Origin of the sequence: Isoptericola sp. NPDC056618, assembly GCF_042792715.1 — a bacterium.
GTDB lineage: Bacteria > Actinomycetota > Actinomycetes > Actinomycetales > Cellulomonadaceae > Isoptericola > Isoptericola nanjingensis.
Map to the genome: position 1 here is coordinate 1 of NZ_JBHTVZ010000016.1, position 25,935 is coordinate 25,935.

The 25,935-nt window shown below is 74.5% G+C and carries 20 protein-coding genes; 9 read left to right on the forward strand and 11 right to left on the reverse strand.

Annotation, left to right across the window (positions count from 1 at the left end; genetic code table 11):
• Window positions 1–48: 48 nt before the first annotated feature.
• From ACFQ8T_RS16650 to ACFQ8T_RS16675, 6 genes are all read right to left on the reverse strand, one after another.
• Window positions 49–348 carry a hypothetical protein gene (locus tag ACFQ8T_RS16650; RefSeq protein WP_430547597.1) on the reverse strand — a complete coding sequence of 100 codons (300 nt, stop codon included), beginning with the start codon at window positions 346–348 and terminating at the stop codon, window positions 49–51.
• Window positions 345–1,625 carry an anion permease gene (locus ACFQ8T_RS16655; protein ID WP_430547598.1) on the reverse strand — a complete coding sequence of 427 codons (1,281 nt, stop codon included), beginning with the start codon at window positions 1,623–1,625 and terminating at the stop codon, window positions 345–347. The genes ACFQ8T_RS16650 and ACFQ8T_RS16655 overlap by 4 nt, the downstream gene beginning before the upstream one ends.
• A gap of 131 nt (window positions 1,626–1,756) precedes the next feature.
• Entirely contained in the window at window positions 1,757–2,770 is a 1,014-nt protein-coding gene (locus ACFQ8T_RS16660; protein WP_430547599.1) for an NAD-dependent epimerase/dehydratase family protein, read from the reverse strand.
• Entirely contained in the window at window positions 2,767–5,409 is a 2,643-nt protein-coding gene (locus ACFQ8T_RS16665) for an alpha/beta fold hydrolase (protein ID WP_430547600.1), read from the reverse strand. The genes ACFQ8T_RS16660 and ACFQ8T_RS16665 overlap by 4 nt, the downstream gene beginning before the upstream one ends.
• Before the next feature lie 5 nt (window positions 5,410–5,414).
• Window positions 5,415–6,437: a 3-oxoacyl-ACP synthase III gene (locus ACFQ8T_RS16670; protein WP_430547601.1), complete on the reverse strand. Its 1,023-nt coding sequence runs from the start codon at window positions 6,435–6,437 to the stop codon at window positions 5,415–5,417.
• Between the two features lie 186 nt (window positions 6,438–6,623).
• On the reverse strand, window positions 6,624–8,840 hold the full coding sequence (locus tag ACFQ8T_RS16675; RefSeq protein ID WP_430547684.1) for a S9 family peptidase: 2,217 nt from the start codon (window positions 8,838–8,840) through the stop codon (window positions 6,624–6,626).
• A 239-nt stretch (window positions 8,841–9,079) separates the two neighbouring features.
• On the opposite strand from ACFQ8T_RS16675, the gene ACFQ8T_RS16680 reads away from it, so the two are divergent.
• Genes ACFQ8T_RS16680 through ACFQ8T_RS16695 form a run of 4 tightly spaced genes read left to right on the forward strand, consistent with a single transcriptional unit; the run spans window position 9,080 to window position 13,409 of the window.
• Window positions 9,080–10,618, forward strand: a complete 1,539-nt coding sequence (locus tag ACFQ8T_RS16680) for a branched-chain amino acid ABC transporter permease (protein ID WP_430547602.1) — start codon at window positions 9,080–9,082, stop codon at window positions 10,616–10,618.
• 13 nt (window positions 10,619–10,631) lie between these two features.
• Entirely contained in the window at window positions 10,632–11,633 is a 1,002-nt protein-coding gene (locus tag ACFQ8T_RS16685) for a branched-chain amino acid ABC transporter permease (RefSeq protein WP_430547603.1), read from the forward strand.
• A 1-nt stretch (window position 11,634) separates the two neighbouring features.
• Window positions 11,635–12,633, forward strand: a complete 999-nt coding sequence (locus ACFQ8T_RS16690; protein WP_430547604.1) for an ABC transporter ATP-binding protein — start codon at window positions 11,635–11,637, stop codon at window positions 12,631–12,633.
• Window positions 12,630–13,409 carry an ABC transporter ATP-binding protein gene (locus ACFQ8T_RS16695; RefSeq protein WP_430547605.1) on the forward strand — a complete coding sequence of 260 codons (780 nt, stop codon included), beginning with the start codon at window positions 12,630–12,632 and terminating at the stop codon, window positions 13,407–13,409. The genes ACFQ8T_RS16690 and ACFQ8T_RS16695 overlap by 4 nt, the downstream gene beginning before the upstream one ends.
• Before the next feature lie 679 nt (window positions 13,410–14,088).
• Here ACFQ8T_RS16695 and ACFQ8T_RS16700 read toward each other — a convergent pair.
• Together ACFQ8T_RS16700 and ACFQ8T_RS16705 are read right to left on the reverse strand one after the other, a co-directional pair.
• Entirely contained in the window at window positions 14,089–15,378 is a 1,290-nt protein-coding gene (locus tag ACFQ8T_RS16700; protein ID WP_430547606.1) for an ABC transporter substrate-binding protein, read from the reverse strand.
• A gap of 161 nt (window positions 15,379–15,539) precedes the next feature.
• Window positions 15,540–16,394 (reverse strand): aldo/keto reductase, encoded by an 855-nt coding sequence (locus ACFQ8T_RS16705; RefSeq protein ID WP_430547607.1) that lies wholly within the window; start codon window positions 16,392–16,394, stop codon window positions 15,540–15,542.
• 280 nt (window positions 16,395–16,674) lie between these two features.
• On the opposite strand from ACFQ8T_RS16705, the gene ACFQ8T_RS16710 reads away from it, so the two are divergent.
• Window positions 16,675–16,878 carry a transcription antiterminator/RNA stability regulator CspE gene (locus ACFQ8T_RS16710; RefSeq protein ID WP_079576569.1) on the forward strand — a complete coding sequence of 68 codons (204 nt, stop codon included), beginning with the start codon at window positions 16,675–16,677 and terminating at the stop codon, window positions 16,876–16,878.
• 120 nt (window positions 16,879–16,998) lie between these two features.
• Window positions 16,999–17,772, forward strand: a complete 774-nt coding sequence (locus ACFQ8T_RS16715; protein WP_430547608.1) for a hypothetical protein — start codon at window positions 16,999–17,001, stop codon at window positions 17,770–17,772.
• Here ACFQ8T_RS16715 and ACFQ8T_RS16720 read toward each other — a convergent pair.
• On the reverse strand, window positions 17,769–21,485 hold the full coding sequence (locus ACFQ8T_RS16720; RefSeq protein ID WP_430547609.1) for a TM0106 family RecB-like putative nuclease: 3,717 nt from the start codon (window positions 21,483–21,485) through the stop codon (window positions 17,769–17,771). The two genes, ACFQ8T_RS16715 and ACFQ8T_RS16720, sit on opposite strands and share 4 nt — an antisense overlap.
• 101 nt (window positions 21,486–21,586) lie before the next feature.
• Here ACFQ8T_RS16720 and ACFQ8T_RS16725 point away from each other — a divergent pair, with 101 nt between their 5' ends.
• The 3 genes from ACFQ8T_RS16725 to ACFQ8T_RS16735 all read left to right on the forward strand — a co-directional run bounded on the left by ACFQ8T_RS16725 (window position 21,587) and on the right by ACFQ8T_RS16735 (window position 24,595).
• Entirely contained in the window at window positions 21,587–22,255 is a 669-nt protein-coding gene (locus ACFQ8T_RS16725; RefSeq protein WP_430547610.1) for a GntR family transcriptional regulator, read from the forward strand.
• Window positions 22,252–23,442 (forward strand): MFS transporter, encoded by a 1,191-nt coding sequence (locus ACFQ8T_RS16730; RefSeq protein ID WP_430547611.1) that lies wholly within the window; start codon window positions 22,252–22,254, stop codon window positions 23,440–23,442. Before ACFQ8T_RS16725 ends, ACFQ8T_RS16730 begins: the two co-directional genes overlap by 4 nt.
• Window positions 23,443–23,548: 106 nt before the next feature.
• Window positions 23,549–24,595: an excalibur calcium-binding domain-containing protein gene (locus ACFQ8T_RS16735; RefSeq protein ID WP_430547612.1), complete on the forward strand. Its 1,047-nt coding sequence runs from the start codon at window positions 23,549–23,551 to the stop codon at window positions 24,593–24,595.
• A gap of 10 nt (window positions 24,596–24,605) precedes the next feature.
• Here ACFQ8T_RS16735 and ACFQ8T_RS16740 read toward each other — a convergent pair whose 3' ends face one another.
• Together ACFQ8T_RS16740 and ACFQ8T_RS16745 are read right to left on the reverse strand one after the other, a co-directional pair.
• Window positions 24,606–25,385: a hypothetical protein gene (locus ACFQ8T_RS16740; protein WP_430547613.1), complete on the reverse strand. Its 780-nt coding sequence runs from the start codon at window positions 25,383–25,385 to the stop codon at window positions 24,606–24,608.
• Entirely contained in the window at window positions 25,382–25,915 is a 534-nt protein-coding gene (locus ACFQ8T_RS16745) for an RNA polymerase sigma factor (protein ID WP_430547614.1), read from the reverse strand. The genes ACFQ8T_RS16740 and ACFQ8T_RS16745 overlap by 4 nt, the downstream gene beginning before the upstream one ends.
• Window positions 25,916–25,935 lie beyond the last annotated feature (20 nt).

Sequence of the window (25,935 nt, forward strand, 5' to 3'; positions counted from 1 at the left end):
CCATCAGGTCGGATGGCGCGACGGATCGCGTGCTCGAAGGTAGGTCGGTCAGTGGCCGCCGGAGACCAGGAAGACCAGCCCGAAGGCGATGGCCCCGACCACGACGCCCATGCAGGCGATGGCGCCCGCGAGGCGGGCCGGCGACGGGCGCGGGATGGCGACGGCGCGCGACGTCGGGGCGTCGTTCGCGTCGGACGACGACCGGGCGACCGGACCGCCCGGCGCGTCGGCCGACGTCGTGCCGGCCAGCAGCCGCAGCCCGAGCGCGAAGAGCGCAGGGATGCCGGCGCCGACGATCAGGCCGGCCACGAGGACCTGGCCGAGCGAGCCCCACTCGATGAAGTTCATGCTCCCACCTTCGGGTTGGACGGGGCGCTGACGGTGCCCACGGCACCGACGGCAGGCGCGACGGACGAGGCGGTGGCCACGGCGGGCACGGGCCCGACGCGCTCGCCGCCGGCCTCGCCGGTGGTGGCGGCGACGGACTCGACGGACGCGCCCTTCTCCTCGTCCCAGGCCTCGTTGACGTTGGTGTGGTCGACGGGCTTGCGCCGCGAGGCGACCCAGATCGCCGCGGACGTCACGACCAGCAGCACGAAGACGGCGATCGTGCCGGCGGCGCCGCCGATGGACGACTCCAGCCAGTGGCACAGCGCGCCGACCAGGCCGGCCGCGGGGAGGGTGACCATCCAGGCCACGAACATGCGGCCCGCGACGCTCCACCGGACCTTCGCGCCCGGCATGCCGACGCCCGAGCCGAGCACGGAGCCCGTGGCGACGTGCGTCGTCGAGAGCGAGAAGCCGAAGTGGCTGGACAGCAGGATGACGGCGGCGGACGACGTCTCGGCGGCCATGCCCTGGCGGGTGTCGATCTCGACGAGGCCCTTGCCGAGGGTGCGGATGACCCGCCAGCCGCCCAGGTAGGTGCCGACCGCCATCGCGAGGGCGCAGGACAGGATGACCCAGAACGGGACGCCGGAGTCGGCCGGCACCGCGCCGCCCGCGATGAGCGCGAGCAGGATGATGCCCATCGACTTCTGCGCGTCGTTGGTGCCGTGCGCCAGGGAGACGAGCGACGCGGAGCCGATCTGGCCCCAGCGGAAGCCGCGGTTCGTCACGTCCTGGGGCACGCCGCGGGTCAGCCGGGCCACGAGCCACGTGCCGACGCCGGCCACCGCGATGGCGACCACGGGGGCGATGAGGGCGGGCACGAGCACCTTGGCGATCACGCCCTCCCACAGCACGCCCGACGTGCCGACGGCGGCGAGCACGGCGCCCACCATGCCGCCCACGAGGGCGTGCGAGGAGCTCGACGGGATGCCGAACAGCCAGGTGATGAGGTTCCAGACGATGCCGCCGACCAGGCCGGCGAGGACGACGGGCAGGGTGATGACCCCGGCGTCGACGATGCCCTTGGCGATCGTGGCGGCGACGGCGAGGGAGAGGAAGGCGCCGACGAGGTTGAGGACGGCGGACAGCGCGACGGCGGTCCGGGGCTTGAGGGCTCGGGTGGCGATGGAGGTGGCCATCGCGTTGCCCGTGTCGTGGAACCCGTTCGTGAAGTCGAAGGCGAGTGCGGTCACGACGACGAGCGCGAGCAGAAGCGTCTCGGTCACGGCACCCATCGTGGGGGGTGGACCTGAGCGTTTTCGACCGCCGGTGGGCCGTTCGGTGAACTGTTCCGGGACTGTTCACCTGTTGTTCATCTGGCAGCGGCGTGTCGTGCTCGCGCGTGGCGGACGGCGTCCGGGGGGAGCTACGGCAGGGGCGGCGCGGACGCCCCGTAGTGCGCCGCCAGGCGGCGCAGCCCCTCGTCGACGCTCACCGCCGGGACCCAGCGCAGGTCGCGGTGGGTGGCCCGCTGGTCGAACCAGTGCGCGGTGGACAGCTGCTCGGCGAGGAAGCGCGTCATCGGCGGCTCGTCGGCGCCGGGACGCACCCGCCACAGGGCCTCGACGAGGCCGCCGGCCGACCGTGCCAGGCCGGCGGGCACCCGCCACGCGGGCGGGCGGACGCCCGCGGCCCGGCAGATGCCGGACAGCAGGTCGGCGACGGTGCGCGGCTCGCCGTTGGTGAGCACGTACGCCCGCCCGCCGACGACGTCGGGCGCGTCGCCGAGGCGGTCGAGGGCGGCGAGGATGCCGTCCGCGGCGTTGTCCACGTAGAGCGTGTCGATCAGGGCCGCGCCGTGGCCCAGCAGCGGGAGACGTCCGTGGGCGGCGCGGTCGACGACGCGCTCCACGAGCTGCGTGTCCCCCGGCCCCCAGACGATGTGCGGCCGGACGGCGACGACCCGCGGCCCGCCGCCCCGGGCACCGCCGGCGTCGCGCCCCAGCGCGAGCACCTCGGCGGCGGCCTTGGTCCGCGCGTAGTCGCCGCGCGCCCCCTCGGGGTCGGCGGGGCTGGCCGGGGCGCCGACCAGGGACGTCCCCAGGTGCGCGACCGACGGCGACGACACCTGGACGAACCGGCGCACGCCCGCGCGCTCGGCGGCGTCCAGCAGGGTCCGCGTGCCGCCCACGTTCACCTCGTGGAACTCGGCGGCCGCCCCCGCGAGAGACACCTTGGCCGCGAGGTGCACGACGGCGTCGGCCCCCTCGACGGCCCGTGCGACGACCTCCGGGTCGGTGACGGAACCGAGCACGTCGGCCGCGCCGTCGACACCGGACGGGCGCCGCTGCAGGGTCCGCACGTCGTCCCCTCGGGCCACGAGCGCCCGCGCCACCGCGCCGCCGAGCAGCCCGGACGCGCCCGTCACGAGCACGGTCACGGCTGCCCCACCCGTCCGCCGGTGAGCACCCCGTCCGCCCACCTCGCCAGCCGGGTGCGGTCGATCTTGGAGTTGTGCCGTACGTCGGTGGGCATGCGCGGCACGGCCAGCACGGCGGCCAGCGGCACCGGCGACGCGGCACGCGCGGCGGCGGCGAGGTCGTCCGGCGCGAGGCCGGGGCGGCGCGTGGTGCCGGTGGTCTCGACGACGGCGACCGCCTGGTGCACCCCCGCGGGCCCGACGCCGACGAGGGCAGCGCGCCGCACCGCGGGCACCCGCTCCACGTGCTGCTCGGGGCCCACGGGCGCCAGCGGCCCGTCGGCGGTGCGCAGCACGTGCGCGAGGCGCCCCTCGATCCACAGGCGGCCCTGGTCGTCCAGGTGCCCGACGTCGCCCGTGCGGTGCCAGCGGCCCGGCGGGGTGTCGCGCTCGGCGGCGAGGTCGGTGAGCCAGAGGCGGTCGTAGCGCTCCTTGAGGTGCCCGGCGCGCACCAGCACCTCGCCCAGCACGCCGGGATCCGCGGACGGCGCGCCGGTGGCGTCGCCGTCCGCGTCGAGCGCGCTGACCAGCACCTCGCCGCCGCCGACGGGCCGGCCCACGCAGACGCCGGCGTCCGGCGCCGTGGCCGCGTCCCGGATCCCCTCGAGCGTGATGTCCGTGACGAGCAGGCACTCCGTCATCCCGTACGGGGTGTGCGGGGTCGCGGACGGCATGAGCGCCGCCGCCGAGCCCAGCAGCCCGGCCGAGATCGGCGCGCCCGTCGACAGGAAGGTCCGCACCCGGGCGAGGGCCGCCCGGTCGGCGTCGTCCAGGGCGTCGGCGGTGTCGACGACGTGGAGGATCGCCGCCGGGGAGAGGAAGACGATGCGCGCGTCGGACGCCGTCACCGCGTCGGCGACGGCGCGCGCGGTGAGCGTCGCGGGCGACGACACGTCCATCACCGGCGTCACCGACCGCGTGCCGAGCGCCGGCCCCAGCAGGGCGAACGGCGCGAACCCGGTGACGAGGCCCGTGCCGGGCCCGACGTCGAAGTGCGCGGCGAGCGCGTCGCGCAGCGCCGACAGCTCGGCGTGCCGGTAGACGACGCCCTTCGCCGGGCCCGTCGAGCCCGACGTGAACAGCACGGCGGCCTCGTCGTCCGCCCCCGGCTCGGGCGGCAGCGGCTGCCTCTCGCCCGCCCGGGCGACGTCGACCAGCTCGTGCGTGACGCCGAGCGCCCGGCGCACCGCCGGGGCGAGCGGCTCGGCCGAGATCCGCACGCCGGGCCAGCCCAGCGCCCGCGCCGCGGCCAGGCCCTTGCGCTGCGCGACGACGAACCGCGGCCACGCGCCCCGCTGCGCCCGCGTCAGCCCGCGCACGCCCAGCCCGGCGTCGGCCACCACCACGACGGCGCCGATCCGCAGGCACGCGTACACGAGCGCCGTCAGCGTGGGGCCCGGCTCCACCAGCAGCGACACCCGGTCGCCCCGCCGCACGCCGATGCCGTGCAGCCCCGCCGCGATGCGCCGCACCTGCCGGTCCAGCGCACGCCAGCTCGCCGTGAACGGCCGCGCGTCCGCGCCCTGGGTCGTCATGTCCAGCACCGCGGGCGCGTCGTCGTCGGCCCGCGCGTCCAGCGCCGCCCACAGCGGCACGAACGGCGCGGCGGACTCGTCCGCCGGAGCGGACGGCGAGGTGTTGCTCGCGGCGGAGGGGCCGGTGAGCTCGGACACGAACCGCAGCACGGCCGGCGTCCAGTCCGCGTCCTCGGCGATCAGGTGCCCGGCGTCGGCGAACCGGTGCACGTGCGCGTGCGGCAGGCGGCGCACGAGGTCGTCGAGGTACCGGTCGGAGAAGACCGGGTCGTGCGGCCCCCACAGCAGGACGGCGGGCACGGTGAGGCGGGCGACGCCGGCGGCGATGCGGTCCAGCTCAGGCGCGCTGGGGTGGGCGGCGCCTGTGGGGATGTCGGCGACGAAGCCCTCGATGCCGTCGCGCTCGTCGGCGGCGAGGTAGGGCAGGCGGTAGGCCGCGGCGACGTCGGCGGCCAGCCGCGGGCGGGCCAGCGACAGCGTCGTCTCCAGGAACGCGCGGGTGGTGCGCGTGCCGAGGCGGTGCACGGGTCCGGCGAGGGCGAGGCGCAGCGGCGCGGGGACCGGCGCGTCGTCGGGCTGGTGCACGGCGGTGTTGAGCAGCGCGACGCCGGCGAGCAGGCCGGGGTGGTCGACGGCCCAGCCGAGCGAGACGACGCCGCCCCAGTCGTGGCCGAGCGTCACGACCGGCCCCGTCAGGCCGAGCGCGTCGGTGAACGCGCCGAGGTCGGCGACGCGGCGGGCGAGCGGCCGGTGCTCGCCGGTGCGCTGGGACAGGCCCATCTCGAGCTGGTCGACGGCGACGACGCGCCAGGCGGGCGCGCCGGCGTCGGCCGCGTCCAGCGCGTCGGCGACGAGCCGCCGCCACAGGTACGACCAGGTGGGGTTGCCGTGCACGGCGAGCACGGTGCCGACGGGCTCGTGCCCGCGCGCGGCCAGCTCGGGCCCGTTGTCGAGGTAGTGCCACGACGCGCCGCGCGCGTCGGTGAGCACGTGGCTGTGGCGCGGGTCGAGGCCGGGCAGGCCCGGGGGCGCGGTGTCGGCGGGGCGGGGGGTCGGGGCGGGCACGCCCGTCACCACGCGAGCTCCAGCATCGCCGTGTTGATGCCGGACCCGACGCCCATGAGGAGCACGCGGTCGCCGGCGCTCAGCGAGTCCTGCTGCTCCACGAGGGTGAGGGGCACGGATGCGGGCCCGACGTTCCCGTAGCGCTCGTACGTGGTGGGCACCTTGGCCCGGTCCAGGCCGACGGCCTCGACGATGGCGTCGGTGTGCACGCGCGACACCTGGTGGGTGACGTAGCGGTCCATGCGTGCCCAGTCCCAGTCGGCGACGGCGTCCTTCCAGGCGTCGACGACGAGCTCGAGGCCGCCCTCCAGCAGCGCCTTCGCGTCGGTGAACATGCCCTCGGTGCTGCCGACGCACAGGTCGTGGAACTGCGTCGCGGCGCGCGTGACGCCGCCGAGGACGCGGTGCCCCTCGGGGTGCTCGTCCGTGCGCCCCAGCACGGCCGCGGCGGAGCCGGAGCCGAGGGTGAGCGACGCGAACTCCTGCATGAAGTCGTCGCGGCTGCGGTCCTCCTGCAGGAGCCGCTCGATGGTGCGGTCGTGGATGACGTCGGCGTCCTCGCCGTCCACCACGACGGCGTACCGGACCTGGCCGGACTCGATCATCCCGGCGGCGAGGCTCATGCCGTTGATGAAGCCCAGGCAGGCGTTGGCGACGTCGAAGTTCACGGCCGACGACGGCAGCCCCAGCCCGTGGTGCAGCCGTACCGCGACGGACGGCTCGAGGTGGCGGCGCGTCACGGAGGTGTTGATGAGCAGGCCGACGTCGGCGGGGTCGACGCCCGCGACGGCGAGCGCCTCGCGCCCGGCGGCGACGGTCGCGTCGTCGACGTCCTCGTCGGCGGCCCAGGCGCGCCGCTCGCGCACGCCGGCGACGCGCTCCAGCAGCGTGGTGGGGAGCCGCAGTCGGCGCAGCGCGGGGGCGAGCCGCCGCTGCACGGCGGCCGAGGTCCGCACCCCGGCCGGGATCCTGCTGGTCACGGCCAGCAGGGAGACCCCTGCGAACCTGGTGGTGGCGTTTCCTGACACACGAGCTCCAGACGACCGGTCGTGCGCGAGCGCACGGAGCCGGCTCAGCGACGAGTTGGCGGGGGTCGCGCGACCCCGGCCCCGCGACGTTACGACGTCCGGGGCGCGCCCGCCGTTCCAACCCCGCGATGTGGGATCGGCCACGCAGGGTTCACCCGCGGCACGCACCGGTCGCGCAGACGTCACTCACGCCGCGCCGAGGACGTCCAGCGTCCACGCGTGCTCGAACGCGATCTCCTCCCAGCGCGCGTACCGCCCGGAGACACCGCCGTGCCCGGCGGACATCTCGATCTTGAGCAGCGCCGGGGCGCCGGCGGCCCGCAGCCGCGCGACCCACTTGGCGGGCTCCACGTACAGCACGCGGGTGTCGTGCAGCGACGTCGTCGCCAGCACCCGCGGGTACGCGGACGCGTCGTCGGGGACGTTCTCGTACGGCGCGTACCCCTTCATCCGGGCGTACACCTCGGGGTCGTGCAGGGGGTCGCCCCACTCGTCCCACTCGACGACGGTGAGCGGCAGGGTGGGGTCGAGCATCGAGGTGAGCGCGTCGACGAACGGCACGCCCGCGAGCACGCCGGCGAACAGGTCGGGCGCCAGGTTGAGCGCCGCGCCCACGGTGAGCCCGCCCGCGCTGGCGCCGTCGGCCACCATCCGCTCCGGCGACGTCCAGCCCGTCTCCACCAGGTGCCGCCCGCACGCGACGAGGTCGGTGAAGGTGTGCTCCTTGGCCGCGAGCTTGCCGTCGTCGTACCAGTGCCGGCCCAGCTCGCCGCCGCCGCGCACGTGGGCGACGGCGAAGACGACGCCGCGGTCCAGCAGGCTGAGGCGCGGGACGGAGAAGTACGGGTCGATGCTCGTCTCGTACGCGCCGTACGAGTACAGCAGCAGCGGTGCGGGCTCGGCGCGCGTACCGGAGCCGTCGAGCGTCACCGCGTCGCGCCGCCACACCAGGCTGATCGGCACGCGCGTGCCGTCCTCGGCGGTCGCCCACTCGCGGTGCTGCGCGTAGTCGGCCGGGTCGTAACCGCCCAGCACGGGCTGCCGCTTGCGCACGTGCCGCTCCCCCGTGGCGAGGTCGACGTCCACCACCGTGGCGGGCGTGACGAACGACGTGTGCTGCACGCGCAGCAGCGGCTGCTCCCACGTGGGGTTCGCGTCGAGGGCCACCGAGAACAGCGGCTCGTCGACGTCGATCTCCCGCGCCGTCCACGACTGCTCCCCCGTCGTGCGCGCCAGGTCGACGACCGCGACCCGCGGCAGCGCCTCGCGCCGCAGGCTCAGCACCACGTGGCGCGCGAAGGCGTCCACGCCCTCGAGGCGCACGTCCGGGTCGTGGGGCACGACGACGCGCGCGGCCGCCGGGTCCAGGGCACACGCGCCGTCGGCGCGCGCCGGCACGTCCGTCACGACCAGCTCGAAGTTCTCCGCGCCGTCGTTGTGCAGCACGAGGAGCGCGTCGCGACCCGCGCCGTCGCCGTCACCCAGCACGGCGTGCTCGACCGTGTACTCGACGTCGTCCCGCCGCTCCCAGACCACGCGGAACTCGCCCGTGGGGTCGTCCGCCTCCAGGACGCGCGCCTCGCTGGTCGTCTTGGACCCGGCCTCGATCACCAGGTAGCGGCGCGAGCGCGTGAGCCCGACGCCGATCCAGAACCGCTCGTCGGGCTCCTCCAGCACCAGCACGTCGTCCGACGCCGGCGTGCCGACCTCGTGCCGCCAGATCCGGTAGGGCCGCCACGCGTCGTCGACCGTGGGGTAGAAGACGTACCGGCCGTCGGGCGTGAGCACGGCGCCCGGGAACGTGCCCTCGACGACGTCGGGCAGGTCCGCCCCCGTCGTCAGGTCGCGCACGCGCAGCGTGAACCGCTCGTCGCCCTGGGTGTCGACGGCGTAGGCGAGCCGCGCGCCGTCCTCGGACACGTCGAACGAGCCGAGAGAGAAGAAGTCGTGCCCGTCGGCCGCGGCGTTCTGGTCGAGGAGCACCTGCTCGCCGGGCGGCACGGAGCCTGCCTCGACCTGCGGGGGCGCCCACTCCCCCGCGGCGGGCACGCGCGCGTGGATCGGGTACTGCCGGCCCTCCTCGGTGCGCGTGTAGTACCAGGACCCGCCCATCCGCACGGGCACCGACAGGTCGGACTCGAGCGTGCGCGCCTTGATCTCGTCGAAGACCGCCCGCCGCAGCGGCGCCAGGTGCGCCAGCTGCGCCTGGGTCCACGCGTTCTCCGCCTCCAGGTGCGCCAGCACCTCGGGCGAGGACTTGTCGCGCAGCCACTCGTAGTCGTCGACGAACTCGTCGCCGTGGTGCCGGCGGACGGTGGGGCGGCGCTCCGCGACGGGAGCGCGGTCGGGCGTGACGCCGGGGTCGGTGTCGGGCGTGGCGTCGAGGTCTGCGGGAGCGGTCAGGTCGTCGGGCACCCGGCCAGCCTAGGTCCGCGCGGCCGCCGCCCGGATTCCGCCCGCGCGATGCAGGACTGTGACCTAGATCTGTCATCTGCGTCACATCTGGCTCGCTACACTCGCGGCACGCTCGCGAAACGCCGCGGATACATGGGGCCTTTAGTGTCCCTGCATCGACGGGGTGAGCGGGCGGAACCCCGGGCTCGCCCCGGGGGAACGACATCGACACACGGAGGACCCGGCCGATGACGACGGACCGACCGACCAGGGCGATCGCGCTGCGCCGCACGGTGGCAGCGCTCGCGATCGCCCTCGCCCCTGCAGTGCTCGCCTCGCCACCAGCGCAGGCAGCCCCAGGAGCGGACGCGGCGCACACCAGCAGCGCCCCCACCAGCATCAGTACGGGTGCCACCAGCACCGGTACCGCGGGCACGAGGGCCGCGACCGCCGTCGCGACCGACTGCAAGCCCGACGACTCGACCGCCTGCGTCGCCGTCGTCGTCATGAACGACGCGGGCGACCGGATCGCCGACGCCGAGGTGACCATCACCGGTCCGGGCGGCTTCGACGAGACCGTCACCACCACGGCGGACGCCCCCGCGTCGGTGGCGGTGCCCGAGGTCGGCCGCTACACCCTCACGCTCGATCCCGCGTCCCTGCCGGCGGGCGAGCAGCTGCCGGACGGCGCGTCGACCGAGCTCCAGGTCACCGCCCAGACCGGCGGCACCGGACGGGCCGCGTTCCGGGTCGGGGGCGAGGCCGTGGCCTCCGAGAGCCCCAGCGCGGAGGCCACCACGACCGCACCGGGCGGCGACGAAGGCACCGACGCCGGGACCGGCACCACCACCGAGGGTGACGGCGTCGCGACGGCGCCGGAGGGCGACGCCTCCGAGCGGGCCTTCTCCTGGGGCCAGGTGTGGCAGCAGTTCGGCTCCGGCATCCGCTTCGGCCTGCTGCTCGCCCTCGCGTCCATCGGCCTCAACCTCGTCTTCGGCACCACCGGGATGTCGAACTTCGCCCACGGCGAGCAGTTCGCCCTCGGCGCCGCGCTCGGCTTCATCGCCATCAACCAGATGGGCATGTCGATCTGGGTCGGAGGCCTGCTGACCATCGCTATCTGCGCCCTCACGGGCGTCGCGCAGGACGCCGCCATCTGGCGGCCGCTGCGCCGCCGGGGCACCCCGGTGATGCAGCTGATGATCGTCTCGATCGGCTTGTCGATCACCCTGCAGTACGTGATCCAGCTCCTCATCGGCGGCGGGTCGGAGCGCATCCTGTCGGCCAACCCGCGGCCCCTGACGCTGCTGGGGATCACGCTCAGCACCACGTCGTGGATCTCGATGGCGGTGGCGCTGGTGTGCCTGATCGGCTTCGCGCTCTTCCTCACCCGCACCCGGCTGGGCCGGGCCACCCGCGCCGTGTCCGACAACCCGGCGTTGGCCTCGGCCACCGGCATCGACCCCGACAAGGTGGTCCGCGTCGTGTGGATCCTCGCCACCGCGTTCGCCGCGCTGGCCGGGCTGATGTGGGGCATCTCGTTCGGGTCGTTCAACTGGCAGCTCGGCGTGCAGCTCCTGCTGCTCATGTTCGCCGCCGTGACGCTCGGCGGCCTCGGCACCGCGTTCGGCGCCCTCGTCGGGTCGATCCTCATCGGCCTCGTGGTCGAGCTGTCCAACCTCGTGATCCAGAGCGACCTGCGGTACGCGTCGGCGCTCGTGATCCTCATCCTCGTGCTCCTGATCCGGCCGCAGGGCATCCTGGGCCGCCGCGAGCGGATCGGCTGAAGGGAGACCGACCATGGACGAGTTCCTCAGAATCCTCACCCAGTCGCTCGCCGAGCTCATCGCCCCGACGACGGCCGCGTACGCGCTCGCCGCCATCGGGCTCAACCTGCACTTCGGGTACACCGGGCTGCTCAACATGGGCCAGGCCGGCTTCATGCTGCTGGGCGCCTACGGCTTCGGCATCGCGACGATCGCGGGCGCGCCGTTCTTCCTCGCGCTGCTCGTCGCCCTGGTCGCAGGCCTGCTCTTCGCGCTGCTGCTCGGCATCCCGACGCTCCAGCTGCGCGGCGACTACCTGGCGATCGTCACCATCTCCGCCGCGGAGATCATCCGGTGGATCGGGCGGTCCACCTGGCTGCAGGAGTGGACCGGCGGGGCCTCCGGCCTCCAGGGCCGCAACTACAAGGGCACCTTCCAGGAGCTGTCACCCCTGCCCGACGGCCGTACCGTCATCGGGCCGCTCGAGTACATCAACACCGGGTCCGACTCCTGGTGGACGCGGATCTTCGCGTGGGGCGTCGTCGCCCTGGCCCTGCTGTTCGTCTGGCTCGTCACCCGTAGCCCCTGGGGCCGCGTGCTCAAGGGCATCCGCGAGGACGAGGACGCCGTGCGGGCACTCGGCAAGAACGTGTACTCGTACAAGCTGCAGTCGCTGGTGCTGGGCGGGATGCTCGGCGCCCTCGGGGGCGTCCTCTACGTGCTGCCGATCACCATCGCCCCCGACGCGATGGGCCGCACGATGACGTTCTTCGTGTGGACGGTGCTGCTGCTCGGCGGGGCCGCCACCGTCTTCGGTCCGGTGCTCGGCGCGATGATCTTCTTCGGCGCCTACATGTTCATGCGTACCGGGATGCGCGCCCTGTCGGAGAACACCGGGGTGGGGGACGTCATCAGCACCACCAACGTGGAGCAGATCGGCGGCATGCTGGTGGGTATCACGCTGATGCTCCTCGTGATCTTCAGGCCGCAGGGCATCCTCGGGAACAAGAAGGAGCTGGCCTTCAATGTCCGCTGACATGTCCGAAGAGACCACGTCCGGCCAGGCGCACGACGCCGCCGGACAGCCCGAGTCCGTCGTCGACGCCGCGGCCGCGGCCGCCGTCGCCCCCACCTCCGCCGTCGCCGCCGAGGCGCGCGACGACCTCGCGCAGGTCGAGCCCGTCGTCGGGGCGCCCAAGCCGGACGCCATCCTCGTGGCCGACGACGTCGTGCGCCGCTTCGGCGGCATGACGGCGGTCGACGTCGACCACCTGGAGGTGCAGCGCGGCGCCATCACCGCGCTCATCGGCCCCAACGGCGCCGGCAAGACGACGTTCTTCAACCTGCTCACCGGCTTCGACACGCCCGAGAGCGGGCACTGGAGCTTCGAGGGGAAGTCGCTCGCCGGCAAGAGCGGGGCGCGCGTCGCCCAGTCGGGAATGGTCCGTACGTTCCAGCTCACGAAGGCTCTGTCGCGGCTCACGGTGCTGCAGAACATGCTGCTCGCGTCCCCGAAGAACCCCGGCGAGCGCTTCTGGCTCTCCTGGTTGCCGTTCACCTGGCAGGCGCACGAGAAGGAGGCCACCGAGAAGGCGATGGAGATCCTCGCCCGGTTCAAGCTCGACGCGAAGGCCGACGACTTCGCCGGGTCGCTGTCGGGCGGGCAGCGCAAGCTGCTCGAGATGGCGCGCGCCCTCATGACCGACCCGACGATGATCATGCTCGACGAGCCGATGGCGGGCGTGAACCCCGCCCTCGTGCAGTCCCTCCTGGGGCACGTGCAGGCGCTGCGCGACGAGGGCATGACGGTCCTGTTCGTGGAGCACGACATGCACGCCGTGCGGCACATCTCCGACTGGGTGGTGGTCATGGCGGAGGGCCGGATCGTGGCCGAGGGGCCGCCGGCGACGGTCATGCAGGACCAGGCCGTGGTCGACGCCTACCTGGGCGCCCACCACGACACCGACCTGGGCGACGACTCCCTGCTCGACCCCGAGATCCTGGCCCGCCTCGAGGCCGAGGAGGAGAAGCGATGAGCGACACCCTGACGACCGAGACCCACAAGGGCGGCGTCCCCGAGGGGAAGGAGCTCCTGCTGCGGGCCGACAACCTCGTCGCGGGCTACATCCCCGGGGTGCACATCCTCGACGGCTGCTCGATCGAGGTGGGCAAGGGCGAGCTGGTGGGGATCATCGGCCCCAACGGCGCCGGCAAGTCCACGCTGCTCAAGGCGCTGTTCGGGCTGGTCAAGATCCACTCGGGCACCGTCACCCTCGGGGGCGACGACATCACCGGCATGAAGGCCAACGCCCTCGTGGCGCGCGGCGTCGGGTTCGTGCCGCAGACCAACAACGTCTTCCCGTCGCTGTCGGTCGAGGAGAACATGCGGATGGGGGTGTACCTGCGCCCGAGGGTCTTCGACGAGCGCTGGTCGTTCATCCGCGACCTGTTCCCCGTGCTGCACGAGCGCCGCACCCAGCGGGCGGGCGCCATGTCCGGCGGCGAGCGCCAGATGGTGGCCATGGCCCGGGCGCTCATGATGAACCCGTCCGTGCTGCTGCTCGACGAGCCGTCGGCGGGCCTCTCCCCGGTGCGCCAGGACGAGACGTTCCTGCGCACCCGGATGATCAACAAGGCCGGCGTGTCGATCATCATGGTGGAGCAGAACGCCCGCCGCTGCCTGCAGATCTGCGACCGCGGCTACGTGCTCGACCAGGGCAAGGACGCGTACACCGGCACCGGGCGCGAGCTGCAGTCCGACCCGAAGGTCATCTCCCTGTACCTCGGTTCCCTCGCGGAGGACACGAAGTAGCCCGCCGAGGTAGTACCGGGACTGCCGAGGTAGTACGAGGCTCGGCGAAGTAGTACGCACGAGGCACGACGACGGCGGCCGCTCGGGTGAGCGGCCGCCGTCGTCGTCGCGGACGAGCGGGAAACGTCAGGCGGTCAGCCCGAGCAGGGCACGCCGTCGCGCGGCGAGGTATGCGCCCCGGATGAGGTGCTCGAGCGCCTCGGGGTCGCCCAGGTCGTCCCAGCGGACGCGGACGACGATCCGTCCCGCGTCTTCGAGCGCGCGCTGCCGCGCGGCCTCGGCGCGGCGGACCTCCTCGGGGTGACTTCTCTCATGGGTCGACCCTGCCGCTCCTGGCCATCGGATCCACCGCCCACCGGAGACCTGTGGACGGAAGCGCCCTGGGGGCAGAATCGCGGCCCCGGGGTGAGCCACGACGTCCTTCCGTCGCCGAGGAGGAACTACCCCGCGAGGATTCGTACACCTCGGCGAGATCCCTACTTCCTCGCCAGGATTCGTCCTGCCTCGGCGCTCGCGGCACTACCTCGCCACTGCTCGTACTACCTCGGCCGGAGCGGTACTACCTCGGCACCACGGGTACTACCTCGACGGCGGGGCGGCGTCGCCCGGCACGACGACGGCCCGGCCGCTCTGCGGGAGCGCCCGGGCCGTCGTCGTGACTGAGGTCAGCGAGCGAGGATCACTCCTCGATCTTGCCCTCGATCTGCCGCTGGTAGGTGTAGGTGTTGTCGGCACCGTACTTGTAGATGCCGATGAAGGCGGACGTCGGGTCGTTCGACTCGTTGAGCGGCCCGATGCCGGACTTGCCGACGTAGTGGATGTCGTCGCCGGCCTCGAGCGCCTTGACGCCCTCCTCGAAGGTCTTCACCTCGGTGCCGCCGTCGGCACCGGACACCGCGCGGATGTTCTTCGAGATGGTCTCACCGTCCGTCGCTCCGCCCTTCACCGCGGCCAGCGCGGCGAGGACAGTCGCGTCGTACGACTCGGCGGAGTACGAGAAGTCCTCGAGCTCGCCGTCCTCGTTCTCGGAGTACCAGGTCGTGAGCTGCTCACGGAAGGCGTCGTCCGCCTGCGCGCCGGGCAGCGTGCCCTGCACTCCGGCGAGGGTGCCCTTGTCGAAGGCGTCGCCGTAGTTGGAGAGGTTGCCGTCCACGAAGTACGTGGTGCCGTCGAAGTCCCAGCCCTGCGACACGAGCTCGTTGACGATCGCGGTGGTCTCCTCGAACGCGACGATCGAGATGGCGTCCGGCTTCTGCGCGAGCAGGTCGGTCACCTGGGCGCCGAAGTTGGTCTCGCCCGGCGCGAACTCGTGGCCCTCGCCGTTGCCGCCGTAGACCGCCTCGCAACCACCGGCCTCGAGCGCCTCCTGGATGTAGTCGCGCAGGCCGTTGCCATAGGCCTCGTTCTGCACGAGGAAGCCGACCTTGCAGTGGCCGTCGCCCATGATGAGGTCGGCGTGCGCCGGCCCCTGGACGGTGTCCGGCGGGGCGGTGCGGGCGAAGAACTCGCCGTACCCCGACAGGTCCGCCGCCGTGTTCGCGGGCGAGATCTGCATGACGCTCGCCTCCGCGAACTGGTCGACCACGCCGAGGGACACGGCCGACGACGCCGCGCCGATCACGACGGAGACACCCTTTCCGATGAGGTCGGTGGCGGTGCTGGTCGCCACCGAGAGGTCGGTGCTGTCGCCGGAGTCGCCCCACTCGACGCTCACGTCGTTGCCGAGGACGCCGCCGGCGGCGTTGATGTCGTCGATCGCGAGACCGACGCCGGCGATCTCCGGCGGCCCGAGGAAGGCGAGGGTGCCCGTGACCGGCAGGATCGTGCCGATCTTCAGCGGCTCGGCGGAGCCGCCGCCGCCCTCGCTGCTGTCGTCGCTCCCGCCGTCGGACGAGGCACATGCTGCGAGGCCGAGGCTGAGGACTGCCGCGAGGGCCATGCCCTTGGCGGCCGTGGTGCGTCGGATCATGCTGCTCCCCTTTTGGAGGTAGGACATTCGCGGCTCAACACCGCATTCAGTGCCGCTGAACGTAGCGAGACTGTATGTCGCCGACGTGTCGCGCGGGTCACTCCCTGCAGATCGTGACGAACCTGTTATCTGGGTCACACTCGGCCTCGTGGGGCCTCGCGTCAGGCGCGGAACTGCGTGAACGACGCGGTGGCCGGGTCGGCCCCCGTGCGCCCCTCGACCCCGGCCTCCAGAGCGTCGATCGAGGCAACCTGGTCGGCCGACAGCTCGAACGAGAAGACGTCCAGGTTGGTGGCCTGCCGCGCCGCCGACAGCGACTTGGGGATGACGATCCGCCCCTGCTGCACCGCCCACCGCAGCACGACCTGCGCGGGCGTGACGCCGAGCTCCGTCGCCGCGGCGACGACGGCCGGCGCGTCCAGGTCGGCGCCGCGGCCGAGCGGCGAGTACGCCTCGACGGCGACGCCGAGCTCGTGGCAGCGCTGCTGCACCGCGGACTGCTGGAACGTCGGGTGCACCTCGACCTGGTTCACGGCGGGGACGACGTCGGTCTCCGAGACGAGCCGGTCGAGGTGCTCGACCAGGAAGTTGGACACCCCGATCGCGCGGACGGCGCCCTCGGCGAGCAGCTTCTCGAACGCGCGCCACGTCTCGACGTACAGGTCCTTGGCGGGGACGGGCCAGTGGATCAGGTAGAGGTCCACCTGGTCGACGCCGAGCGCGCGGCGGGAGTCGTCGAACGCACGCAGCGCCTGCTCGTACCCCTGGTCGCCGTTACGGAGCTTGGTGGTGACGAAGACGTCCTCGCGGCGCAGTCCCGACGCGCGCAGCGCCGCGCCGACGCCCGCCTCGTTGTAGTAGCCGGCGGCGGTGTCGACGTGCCGGTAGCCGAGCTCGAGCGCCTGCTCGACGTTGGCCTGGGTGCCGTCGTCGGGCACCTGGAAGACGCCGAGGCCGACCTGGGGGATCTCGACGTCGCCGGACAGAGGGAGGGAGGGCACGGGGGAAGTGGTCATGACTCCTTTCTATCGGCCCCCGCCGACGCCGCGTCCACCGGGGTGACCACCCTGTGGACAGCCGGTGCGGCAACACTGGTGCGCGTGCTCGCGCTCGCGTACCGTTGTGCCCGTTGCAGTGCCTCGCTCGATCCGGACGGTCTCCGTCCGCGCCACGGCGATCGCATCGGAAGGACTGATGCGGTCACCCGGCGGACCTTGGTCTCAAGAGTTGACGACGATTCACCGTGATGCGCGATCTCGACGGTCGAGGTCGTCGACACCTCTTGAAGGAGTAAGCATGGCCACCGGAACCGTGAAGTGGTTCAACAGCGAGAAGGGCTACGGCTTCATCGCCCCCGAGGACGGCTCGGCCGACGTGTTCGTCCACTTCTCCGCCATCCAGTCCCAGGGCTACCGGTCCCTGGACGAGGAGCAGCGCGTGGAGTTCGACGTCACGCAGGGCCCGAAGGGCCCGCAGGCGGAGAACGTCCGCCCGCTCTGATCTCACCGCCCGGCCGGCTGACGCCGGCCGCGTGAGTCGCACGGCCCGCACCCCGCTCGTCGGGGTGCGGGCCGTCGCAGTTCCCGGGAACGCGGGCTCCGTGGCGATCGTTGGACCGTCATGGGATTCCTCGACCGACTCCTCGGCAGAACTCACGACGAGCGCTCGTACCACGGCGTTCCCGGCCGGCCCGACGACGCCCGGCCGCGCACCGGCGAGTCGCCGGGGAAGCACGGCTACGCGCCGTACCCCGGCCAGCAGCCCGCCGGGCGGCCCGGTGCCGGCGTCCCCGCCGCCCCACGCGACCCCGACGAGGTGGCCGTCGAGCGCTACCGCTACCTGCTGCGCACCGCGCCGCCGGACGCGGTCGAGCAGGCGCACGCCGAGGCCTTCGCCCGCCTGACGCCCGAGCAGCGTCGTCGTGTGCTCGACGAGCTCGGCTCCGGCCTCCCACCGGCCGAGCGCGCGACCTCGGACGACCCGCAGTCCCTCGCCCGCATGGCCACGCGCGCCGAGATGCGGAACCCCGGCACGCTGGAGCAGTCGTTCCGCGGCCAGGGCGGCTACGGCGCACGCGGTCCGGGCTTCGGGTCGATGGTCGGCTCCAGCCTGCTCGGCACCGTCGCGGGCGTCGTCATCGGCTCGGCCGTCGCGAACGCGCTCTTCGGCCCGGCCTTCGGCGATCCCTCGCAGGACTTCGCCGGTGACGCAGGCTCCGACGCGGGGGCCGAGGGTGGCGACGCCGGGGGTGACGCGGGCGCGGACGCCGGCGGCGACGGCGGGTACACCGAGGCCGCCGGCGATCCCGGGTACGGCGGCGACGCCGGTGGCGACGCGGGTGGGTTCGGCGACTTCGGGGGCGACTTCGGGGGCGGCGACTTCGGCGGCTTCTAGACCGCCCGCTCGCACAGCCCGAGGAAGGCGCCGAGGCGGCCGAGGCCCTCGGGGGTGTGCGGCAGGTAGTCGGTGAGCTCGGGCGACCTCACGACGATCGCGCACCACTGCCCGCGCGAGACGGCGACGTTGACCCGGCGCCGGGACAGCAGGAACCCGGTGCCGCGGGGCACGTCGTGGGGCGACGACGCGGCGAGCGTGACGATCGCGACCGGCGCCTCGGCGCCCTGGAACCGGTCGACCGTGCCCACCCGCACGCCCCCGAGCCCGGCGTCGTCGAGCGCGCTCCGCACCGCCCACACCTGGGCGTTGTAGGCGGCGAGCACGACGACGTCGCGCGGCTCCAGCGGGCGCGCGGGCCGCCCGTCGCCCGGGGTCCACGCCCGCCCGACGACGGCGGACGCCTGCCGCACGACCTCCTGCGCCTCCTCGGGCGACGCGACGCCGCGGCCCTCGTGCCGCACGGGCACGTGGTGCACGCCAGGGGCCACGCCGTCGAGCCGCCGGGCGGCCGCGGTCTCGTGGGCCTGCAGCCGACCCTCGTACGCCAGCTGGGACACGGCCTCGCAGAGCGCGGGGTGCATCCGCCACGACCGCGAGAGGAAGTACCCGAGCCCTGGCGGCAGCACGTCGCGGCCGTCGACGAGCCAGCCGAGGGCGGACCGGTCGACGGGCTCGGGATGGCGCCCGCGGCTGACCTGCGGCAGCTGCTGCGGGTCGCCCAGGAGCAGCAGACGTCGCGCGGACCGGGAGACCGCGATCGTGGACGCGAGCGAGAACTGTCCCGCCTCGTCCACGACCAGCAGGTCGAGGTCGTCGTCCGGCCAGCGGCCGGGGTGGGCGAAGTCCCAGGCCGTGCCACCGACGACGCCGGGGCCGCGGCGGGAGAACTCGGCAAGGTCGTCCCCCGACAGCTCCACGCAGACGGCGGTAGGCGACGCGGCATGCCCCGAGCCGTCCGCCTGCCGCTTCTTGGCCACCCGGTCGGCGGGCACGCCCGCCTTCTCCACCACGGCGCGCAGCATGTTCTCCACGGCCGCGTGCGACTGCGCGACCACCCCGACGCGCCAGCCCTCGGCGACCAGCGCGGCGATCACGTGCGAGCCGACGTGCGTCTTGCCGGTGCCGGGCGGGCCCTGCACCGCGAGGTACGAGCGGTCGAGCTCTCGTGTCGCGGCCAGCACGGCGGCCGTGAAGTCACCGTCGACGACGTCGGGCAGGGGCCCGCCGCCGGCCAGGCGCGGGGGGCGGCGGCGCAGCAGGTCCGCGGCCGGGCCGTCGGGCAGCGCACGGTCGGCGTCCCAGGCCGCCAGTGCGCGCCCCACCACCTCCTCGAGCGCCTGCTCCTGCGGGTCGGCGCGCGGGCCGCTCGACGGGGTGAGCGCCATCGGCAGCGCGTCGAAGGTCTCCGCCCCGACGCGCACCTGCTCGCGGAGCAGCAGCACGTCCCGCTCCCCCGCGTCCGTCCGGCGGCGCACCGCGTCGACGATCGTCGCGCCGCCGTGAAAGCCGCGCACCGCGTTCGCCGGCACCGTCACGGCGTCGGGCGCCGGGTCGTCGTAGAGCACGAACGGCACGGCGCCCACGCCGAGCTCCGAGCCCTCCGACAGGCGGCCGACCAGCTCCAGGACCCGCGCCGGCGCGCGCCGCCCGTCCTCGACGAGCCAGTCCTGGACCACCGCCGCGCGTTCCACGTGAAACGTGTTCCGGCGGCCCTGCCACTCGTCGGGCGGCAGCTCCAGCCGCGAGTAGTGCTCGTGCCAGAACGGCTTGCTCTCCCGGCGCCAGTAGCCCAGCGACGCGCCGATCATCGCGAGTGCCTGCGCCTCGTCGTCGCGGACGCCGCGGTCCTCGCCGGCCCGGTCGCGCACCGCGGCCTCCAGGGCCAGCCGCCGCTCGCGGGCCTCGCGCGTCGCCGTCTGCCGGGGCGTCTCCTCGGCCGGCACGCCGGCCTCCTCGGCGCGGTCGGCGACGACGCCGGGCGCCGCCGTCACCGGGACGCCCTCGCGCGCGTCGACGACGTCGGCGGCGGAGCGCAGCCAGTCGAAGAGGCGCAGCGTGGAGACGCAGTCGTACCGGTTGTAGTCGGCGATGTCGCGCAGCAGGGCGTCGGCCTCGTCGTGCCGGCCGGCGTCGCGCAGGGCCGTGTACTCGGCGTACGCGACGATGGACGCGGCCGCGGTGGTGACGTCGCCCGACCGCAGGTCGTCGCCCATGTACAGCGGCTCGAGCTTCTTGATCGACTTGGAGCGGTCGGAGATCCGCAGCGACGACCGCACGACGGCGTAGAGGTCCACCAGCAGGCCGTCGCGCAGCAGCTGGTCCACCTCTTCCTCGTAGACGCCGTGCCGGGCGGCGATGGACAGCAGGTGCACCCGCTCGTACGACGCGTAGTGGTACACGTGCAGGTCCGGGTACCGCCGCCGGCGCTCGGTGAGGTAGTCCACGAAGTCGACGAGCGCCTGCCGCTCCTGGGCGAGGTCGTGGGCCCAGAACGCGCGGAACGGCGGCGCCTCCCCCTCGACGGCGGGGCGCTCCACCAGCCCGAACAGGTAGTCGAGGCCGGTCTGCTGCCCCCACTGCTCGCCCTGCGGGTCGGACCACAGCGGGTCGCCCTCGAAGTCGAAGAAGACGTCGCCCGGGCTGGGCGGCGGGAGCCGGCGCACGGCGGACGTGTCCGGGAGCTGCCACCGGATGACGGCCGGCTCGCCGTGGTCGTCGTACGACACCTCGCCGTCCCACTCGCCCGTGCCGAGCTGCAGCCGCGCCTGGTCGCGCACGCGCTCGAAGCTGCGGGCCGGCATGCCCGCGGGCGGCTCCTCGGCCTTCGCGAGCTCGTCGATGGTCGTGATGCCGCCCGCGACGAGGCGCGCGCGCTGCTGCTCGTAGACGCCGCCCACCAGCAGGACGTCGCGGTGCTCCGCCGCCTGCTCGGCGCAGGCTGGGCACCGGCCGCAGGCGGTGAACCGCTCGTCGCCCCACGCGAGCGGCCCGTCGTCGGCGCGGTGCGCGGCGACGACCTCCCGCAGCCGTGCGCGCCGCTGGTGGAGGACGGGCAGCAGCTCGGCGAGCCGGTGGGAGCTGGTGACGCGGGTGCCGAGCACCAGGTGCACGGCGTCGGTCGGGTCGACGTGCGCGGCGGCGAGCTGGTCGGCGTACGCCGCGAGCTGCAGGAGCGCGGTCACCTTGGCCCGCCGCGCCAGCTTGGTCTCGAGGACGGCGTAGCGCGGCAGGACGCCGGCGGCGTGCTCCCCCGGGCGCCCCGGGCCGACGTCGGGGTCGCCCAGCGGGTCGCGCACGAGGAAGTCGGCCCGGCCGTGGAACTCGCCGTCGAAGAACGAGGCCTGCGCGACGACGTCCGCCCCCGACTCGATCGCCGTGAGGGTCGCGCCGTGCGCCGCCTCCAGCCCGTCCCGCGTGAGCCGCGCCGGCGCCCCGACCTCGACGACGCCGCCGGGACCGCCGTCCGACCGCCCGAAGCGGGCCACGTACTCGTCCAGGACGCGGCGCTCGTGCGCGTCGCCCAGCGCGGCCGTCCGCTCGAGCATCACGTCGGCCTCGCGCTCGCGCCGCGGCACCCTGCGGAGCAGCTCGTCGAGGCGGCGCAGCAGCCGGAACTCGCACTCGGCGGCCACGACCAGGTCGCTCGCGGAGTGCACGACGACGGGTTCGCCGGTGCCGTCGGTGCTGCGGTCCGCGTCCAGGAGGAACATGCCCCCGGTCTACCAGCGGCGACCGACACGCCTCACCGATCGCTGTGGGCGCTCGCCCTCGGCCTTGCATGCAAGTTGGATGCAAGCGTAGGTTGCCCCGGGTGACCGTCCTCCCGACACCCCCGCCCATCCCGCCGACCCCGTCGCTCAGCGCCGCCGAGCGCGCGTACCAGCACACCAAGGCGAAGATCCTCTCGGGCGAGGCGGCCGGCGGCGTGCTGCTGTCCGAGGGCGACGTCGCGGCGGAGCTCGGCATCAGCCGCACCCCCGTGCACGAGGCGTTCCTGCGGCTCGACGCCGAACGGCTGCTCGCGGTCGCGCCGCGGCGCGGGGCCGCCGTCGTCCCGATGGCCCCCGACGAGGCGCGCGACGTGCTCGAGATGCGCGAGGCCGTCGAGCGCTCCACCGCCCGCCGCGCGCTCGCGCACGGGCGTCCCGCGGCCGCCGTCGTCGACGAGCTGCGCGCGCACCTGGACACGCAGCGGCGGGCGGCCGCCGCGGACGACGTCGAGGCGTTCGTCGTCGCCGACTCGGCGTTCCACGGGGTGCTCGTGCGGGCGTCGCGCAACCAGACCGCGATCCAGTTCATGGGGCTGCTGCGCGACCGGCAGCTCCGGCTCATGTTCCAGCACCTGCAGGTCGGGGCCGACGAGGTCTCCGCCGCGCTCGCCGAGCACGAGACCATGCTCGCCGCCGTCGAGCAGGGCGACGCCGACGCGTACTGCGACCTGCTGCACGACCACGTCCGCCGGCACCGGGGCATCCTGTGAGGCGGCCCTGGCTCGGCGCGTTCGCCGCGCTGTTCGTGTCGTCGTGGGCGGGCAACCAGTTCACCCCCGTGCTGCTCATGTACGAGGAGGTGCAGGGCTACGGCGACGCCACCGTCAACGCGTTCCTCGGCGTGTACGTGCTCGGCCTCGCGCCCGCGCTGCTCGTCGCCGGGACGCTGTCCGACCGGTACGGCCGCCGCCCCGTGATGCTCGCGGGCACGGCGATCGGCATGGTCGCCAGCGCGGTGCTGGCGTTCGGCGCGCTAGGCCCCGTCCCGATCTACGTCGGCCGCCTGCTCGCCGGGATCACGGTCGGGACGGCGACGTCGGTCGGCACGAGCTGGATCAAGGAGCTCTCGCAGGTCCCGTACGACCGGACCGCGGACGCCGGCTCGGGCGCGCGCCGCGCGTCCCTCGCGTTCACCCTCGGGTCGGGCGTGGGCGCGCTCGTCGCGGGTGCGCTGGCGCAGTGGGGGCCGTGGCCCGAGGTGCTGCCGTTCGTGGTGCACCTGGTCGTCACGGCGCCGTTCCTCCTGATCGTGCTCCGCACGCCGGAGTCGAACGCGTTCGGCGGCGAGGCCGGGCCGTGGTGGCGCGGCCTGCGGGTGCCCCCGGCGGGGCACCGCCGGTTCACGCGGGTGGTCGCGGTCGTCGCGCCGTGGATCTTCGTCGTCGCGGCGCTCACCTACGGGTACGCGCCCGTCCTGCTGCGCGACCAGACGCAGGGCTTCGGCGTGGCGTACGCCACGTTGCTCACCGTGGTCGCGCTCGGCGTGGCCGCCGTCGTGCAGCCCGCCGCCAAGCGGCTCGACGCCGTCGACTCGGCCCGCGGGCTGGCGGTCGCGGCCGGGGCGCTGACGGTCGCGGTGGCATGCGTCGGGCTCGTCGTCGCGTCGGGCTCCCCGTGGTGGGGCGTGGGCGCGGCCGTCGTCGGCGGCGCGGGCATGGGGATCGGCCTGTCGTCAGGGCTCCTGGAGGTGCAGCGCATCGCCGGGCCGCGCCACCTCGCCGGCCTCACGGGCGTCTTCTACGCCGTCGCGTACGCCGGCTTCCTCACGCCGGCCGTCATGGCCGCCGTCACGCCGCCGTTCACGACGACGCAGCTCTTCGTCGTCCTCGTGGCGCTGGGCGCGGTGTCCACGGGCGTCGTGGTCGCGCACTACCGGAAGCACCTCCCGGGGGTCTGACCGGGGCGTCCGCGCCGGTCCACGGAGCGGGCACGCACGGCGGGCACATGGACCGACGAGGGCGGTTTCCGCCATAGTGGGTGCCGCTCGACGACGGAGGAGTGTCATGGCTGTGCGATTCAACCCGCCCCCGGGGTGGCAGGTACCCCCGGGGTTCCGGCCCGACACGGGGTGGGTCCCCGACCCCGCGTGGCCGCCCGCACCCCAGGGCTGGGAGTACTGGGTGGACGACGCCGCGCGCCCGGCCCGGCCCGAGACCCCCGCCGAGGCGACCACGGTCATGGCGCCCGTGCGCGCCGCCGTCGCGTACGCGCCCGCCGCCCCGACCACCGTCGCGGCCATGCCCCCGCTGCCCCCGCTGCCTCCCCAGCCGCCGCTGCCGCCGTCGGCCCCGGCCACGTACGGCGCCCCCGTCGCGACCGTCTCCGCCCCGCCTCCCCCGCCGCCCGCGGCGATCCCGGCCGCCGCTCCCCCGTACGGCCACCCCGCCGCCGAGGACGACCGCGGAGCGGTCGCGACCGTGTCCGCCGCGCTCCGCACCGTCGGCGACCGGATCCGCACGAGCAGCGGCCGGCGCGCCGAGCGCCGGGCCTCCGACCGGGCCGCCGAGGAGGCCGAGGCCTCGTCCGGTCGCACGCGCTCCGGGTCCCGCGGGCGCGGCAAGCGCGGCGGCCCGCTGATCGCCGGCGTCGCCGTCGCCTGCCTGGCGCTCGGCTGCATCCTCGGCGTCTCCATCTCGATGGTGCGCAGCTCCGACGCCGCGCAGGCCCTCGTGGACGCCGACCGCATGGAGGCCGCGGCCGAGCAGGCCCAGGCCGAGGTGGACCAGCAGCGGAAGGACCTCAGCACCCAGAAGGACGACCTTCAGAAGCGCGAACAGGCGCTGAAGGAGCGCGAGCAGGCCGCCGAGGCCAAGGAGACCGAGCTCGCGAGCCAGAAGAAGGCCTTCGAGGACCAGCAGGCGCAGGAGCAGCAGCAGGTCGAGCAGCAGCAGGTCGAGCAGCAGCAACAGCAGCAGGACTCCGCCTGGTTCTACTGGGACTGCAACGCCGCCCGTCAGGCCGGCGCCGCGCCCATCCAGAACGGCCAGCCCGCCTACCGCGGTGCGCTCGACCCCAACGGCAACGGCGTCGCCTGCGAGGACGGCGAGTAGCCGCCGGGCCTCACCGGTCGACCGCGACCTCCGCGGTGGCACCGTCGGAGAAGGTGAGCTCCGCGGTGGTGCGCAGCGATGCCTCGCCCGGTGCCCAGACCGCCCACCAGCCGTCCTGGACGGTGGCCTCGACGCGCTCGCCCGAGGTGGTGGTGAGCGCGAAGGACACGACGTCCGCCCCCGCACGCCCGTAGGCGGAGGTGAGCGCGCCGTCGCCGGTGTCCCCCTCGGACCAGGACGCGGTACCGGCCTGGACGGTCGTGACGTCGCGCGGCCCGGGCTCGGCGGGCTCCGACCCCAGCACCGCGTCGCCCGCGACGACGTCGGTCGCGCCGGAGGCCTGCGTCGTGACCAGGCACTCGCCGGTGGCGCCGTCGCCCGTGAGCAGCACGTACGTGTAGTCGCCGCGCTGCTCGGCCAGGACCGGGCTGATCGGCACGTCCTCGACCTGCGGGCCGTCGTCACCCTCGGCGATCCGGTGCGCCACCGTGCCGCACGCCTGAGCGTCGGCCCCGACCTCGCCCGGCGGGACGGCGGTGGGGACGGCCGTCCACGACGCGTACGCGGCCTGCGACCCGGGCCACCACACCGTGGCGACGCCGGCCACCGCCACCACGGCGGCGGCCGCCGCGCCCGCCAGGACGGCAGGGCGCGCGCGACGGCGGATCGGGGTGGCCCGCCGCGCGGTGCCGAGGATCGCCTGGAGCGCCTCGTCGTCGGGGCGGCCCGGCGCGCGGAGGTGGCGTGCGGGGTCGAGGTCGGCGAGCTCCGCCATCATGGGGGACTTCATCGCGACTCCTGGAGGTTGCGCAGCACGTCGGCGGTGTCGGCCTTCAGGCCCGAGTAGGCGAGCAGCCGCTTCCGAGCCCGGGTCAGGCGGACGGAGAACGTGGACGGGCGGACGCCGAGGACCTTGGCGCCCTCGACCGCGGTGAGCCCGTCCCACGCGACCAGGGCGATGACCTCCCGGTCCGCGTCGGAGAGCATCTCCCACGCCCGGCGCAGGTCGGTCCGGTCGGCGGCGAGGTCGTCGGTACCCTCCTTGCCCGCCTCCGGCTCCCGCTCGAGCCGCACGCCCAGGGCGCGCCAGCGGCCGTGGGTGCGCAGGTGGGTCGCGAGCACGTTGCGGGCGACGCCCAGCAGCCACGGCTTCGGGTCGGCGGGCACGTCGCCGAGACGGCGCCAGGCGACCAGGAACGTCTCCGACACGACGTCGTCCACCAGCCCCGCCTCCACCCGACGCGCCACGAATCGTGTGACCACCTCGTGCTGCTCCACCCACATCTGCGTCAGCAGCTCACGGGCGCGGGCGTCGTCCACGATGAAACCTTTCCGTCCTA

Excerpts from the sequence above, each read along its gene's own strand:
- ACFQ8T_RS16720 (WP_430547609.1), bottom strand. The coding sequence starts at position 21,485 with ATGTTCCTCCTGGACGCGGACCGCAGCACCGACGGCACCGGCGAACCC.
- ACFQ8T_RS16735 (WP_430547612.1), top strand. The coding sequence starts at position 23,549 with ATGGCTGTGCGATTCAACCCGCCCCCGGGGTGGCAGGTACCCCCGGGG.
- ACFQ8T_RS16705 (WP_430547607.1), bottom strand. The coding sequence starts at position 16,394 with ATGACCACTTCCCCCGTGCCCTCCCTCCCTCTGTCCGGCGACGTCGAG.
- ACFQ8T_RS16690 (WP_430547604.1), top strand. The coding sequence starts at position 11,635 with ATGTCCGAAGAGACCACGTCCGGCCAGGCGCACGACGCCGCCGGACAG.
- ACFQ8T_RS16680 (WP_430547602.1), top strand. The coding sequence starts at position 9,080 with ATGACGACGGACCGACCGACCAGGGCGATCGCGCTGCGCCGCACGGTG.
- ACFQ8T_RS16715 (WP_430547608.1), top strand. The coding sequence starts at position 16,999 with ATGGGATTCCTCGACCGACTCCTCGGCAGAACTCACGACGAGCGCTCG.
- ACFQ8T_RS16710 (WP_079576569.1), top strand. The coding sequence starts at position 16,675 with ATGGCCACCGGAACCGTGAAGTGGTTCAACAGCGAGAAGGGCTACGGC.
- ACFQ8T_RS16655 (WP_430547598.1), bottom strand. The coding sequence starts at position 1,625 with ATGGGTGCCGTGACCGAGACGCTTCTGCTCGCGCTCGTCGTCGTGACC.
- ACFQ8T_RS16650 (WP_430547597.1), bottom strand. The coding sequence starts at position 348 with ATGAACTTCATCGAGTGGGGCTCGCTCGGCCAGGTCCTCGTGGCCGGC.
- ACFQ8T_RS16685 (WP_430547603.1), top strand. The coding sequence starts at position 10,632 with ATGGACGAGTTCCTCAGAATCCTCACCCAGTCGCTCGCCGAGCTCATC.
- ACFQ8T_RS16695 (WP_430547605.1), top strand. The coding sequence starts at position 12,630 with ATGAGCGACACCCTGACGACCGAGACCCACAAGGGCGGCGTCCCCGAG.
- ACFQ8T_RS16740 (WP_430547613.1), bottom strand. The coding sequence starts at position 25,385 with ATGAAGTCCCCCATGATGGCGGAGCTCGCCGACCTCGACCCCGCACGC.
- ACFQ8T_RS16700 (WP_430547606.1), bottom strand. The coding sequence starts at position 15,378 with ATGATCCGACGCACCACGGCCGCCAAGGGCATGGCCCTCGCGGCAGTC.